3 protein-coding genes are annotated in these 2398 nt (G+C 67.8%); all 3 read right to left on the minus strand.

What is annotated here, in order from left to right; genetic code table 11:
- On the minus strand, nt 1–761 hold a 761-nt coding region (locus AB1578_23420; GenBank protein ID MEW6490848.1), incomplete at its 3' end, for a TRAP transporter large permease subunit.
- Nucleotides 762–764: 3 nt separating this feature from the next.
- Nucleotides 765–1304: a TRAP transporter small permease gene (locus AB1578_23425; protein MEW6490849.1), complete on the minus strand. Its 540-nt coding sequence runs from the start codon at nt 1302–1304 to the stop codon at nt 765–767.
- 97 nt (nt 1305–1401) lie between these two features.
- On the minus strand, nt 1402–2398 hold a 997-nt coding region (dctP, locus tag AB1578_23430), incomplete at its 5' end, for a TRAP transporter substrate-binding protein DctP (GenBank protein MEW6490850.1).

Here is a 2398-nt window from a genome sequence, read left to right on the forward strand (position 1 = left end):
TCGCTCGGGGTGGCCCAGCCCGTGTAGAGGGAGGCGAGCACCAGGACCACCACCACGAGGAACGGGATGGTCTTGACCGACGAGCGCACCTTTTCCCCCAGGGTGTACGACTCGGCCTCGGCGGCCACCAGGGCGGCCGCGCTCCCCACCCGTCGTCGCTCCTTGCGCTGGACGAGGAAGATCCAGGCGCTGAACAGGAGTGTGACCAGGAGGCCCGGGATGATCCCGGCCATGAAGAGCTTGCCGATGGAGGTCTCGGTGGCGATGCCGTAGACGATCATGGTGACGCTGGGGGGGATGAGGATCCCCAGCGTCCCCCCGGCGGCGATGATCCCCGTGGCCAGCCCGTCGCGATAGCCCCGCTTTCGCATCTCGGGGATGCCCATGGTGCCGATGGCGGCGGCGCAGGCCGGGCTCGACCCGGTAAGGGCGGCGAAGACCGCGCACGAGGCGATGTTCGAAACCCCCAGGCCCCCGGGCACCCGGTGCAGCCACTTGTGGAAGCACTCGTAGAGGTCCGACCCCGCTCTGGTCACCGCCACGATCATGCCCATGAAGATGAAGAGCGGAATGGACAGGAGTCCGAAGTCGTTCACCCCGTCGAAGACGTTCTCGGCCACCATGGAGAGCTGGAAGGGATCCATGAACAAGGCCATGAGCGCGAGCGACGTCACCCCCAGGGCGAAGGCGATGGGCATCCCGCTCAGCAGGATGACGAGGGCGACGACACCGGCGACGAACCCGATTGCCAGGGGGCCCACGGCTCAGCTCCTTCCCGGGGCTCCGGGGCGCCTGCCCCGGAGCTCGGCCACGCGGTCGGCGATCTTCACCACGTATTGGAGGGACGTGAGCCCCATGCCCAGGGGGAGGATCGCGTAGGGATAGACCAGGGGGATCGACCAGAGGGACGACGTGCGCCAGCCGCCCTCGTAAGCGTCCCACCACATGAGGGCGCCCTTCCAGGCCAGGTACGCGCAGAACCACAGGGCCACCACCGAGGTAAAGAGGTCGAGCCAGCGCTTGAACCCGGGGGGGAGGAGGCCCGTGACGAGCTCGATGTTGATGTGGGAGTTTTCCTTGAGCCCGTAGGCCGCCCCCAGGAAGGTTGCGGCGATGAGGAGGTACACCGCGAACTCCACCTGCCAGATCGTGGGCATCCGGAACACGTAGCGCACGACGACCTGCTGGACGATCACGAGCGTGGCCACCAAGATGGCGGCCGCGCTCGCGTAACCGGCGAGGTCGCTCAGGAATTCGATGGTCCGGAAGACCGGGTTCCGGTCGTCCCTCGGCACGGCTGCCATGGGGGGTCGCCTCCTTCGGTTACGGGGCCGGCTCCGGCGCGCAAGGGGCCGGAGCCGGCCTCGGGTCTGCCTCTGTGGTTCGCGGCCGAGGCCGCTCCTACTGCTTGGCCAGGTCCAAAAGCTCCCGGCCCCCGGGCACGGTTTCGGCGAACTGCTTCCAGGCGGTCTCCTGGGCCAGCTTCTCCCAGGCTTCCCACTCCTCCTTCGTCATCTTGTGGACCTTGACGCCCTTCTCCGTGAACACCTTCACCACCTCCACGTTCGCCGCCAGGGCGATCTCGGTGGCCCTCTTCTCCAGGGCCAGCCCCACCTCCTCCACCGCCTTCTGCTGGCTGGGGGTCAGGGACTTCCAGGTGGTGGTGCTGATGACGATGGGCTCGGCCATGTACCAGATGGAGTAGGCCTCGGGGGCGTTCAGATACTCGAGCTGCTCATAGAGCCGGAAGGACGCGAACGACTCCGCGGAGGTGAGGCACGCGTCGAGGACCTTGGTCTGGAGGGCCATGTAGATCTCCGAGGAGGGCATGCTCGTGATGGAGGCCCCCGACTGGTGGAGCATGTGCTCGAAAAGCTTGCCCGCGGCGCGGAACTTCAGGCCTTTCGCGTCCTCCGGGAGGATGACGGGCTTGCCCCGGCTCCCGATGCCGCCCGCGTACCAGAGCCAGGTGAGGATCTTCATCCCCTTCTCTTCCGAGATCTGCTCCACGCGCTTTCCGATCTCCTTCCCGCGCCAGGCCATGCCCTCCTCGACGCTGCGGATGATGCAGGGCATGAGGGTGATGTCGAGCTCGGGCACCTTGCCGCTGGCGTAGGCCAGGGGGAACACGGAAAAGTCGAGCGCGCCCTTCGCCATGGCGTCGTACTGGGCGGCGGCCTTGAAGAGGGCCGACGAGGGGAAGACCTTGAAGGTGAGCTCCCCGTTGGTCTTCGCCTCCACGGCCTTGGCGAACTCTAGGGCGAGCTCGTGGCGGGCGTCGCCCTCGGAGAACTGGTGGGAGATCCGAAGCTCCCGGGCCTCGATCCCGGGGGCGGCCCCCAGGACGGCGATCCCCCGGGCGAGGGCCGCGACGGTGGGGGCGAGGGTGGAGTGGCGC

The organism is Thermodesulfobacteriota bacterium (genome assembly GCA_040756475.1).
Lineage (GTDB): Bacteria > Desulfobacterota > Deferrisomatia > Deferrisomatales > JACRMM01 > JBFLZB01.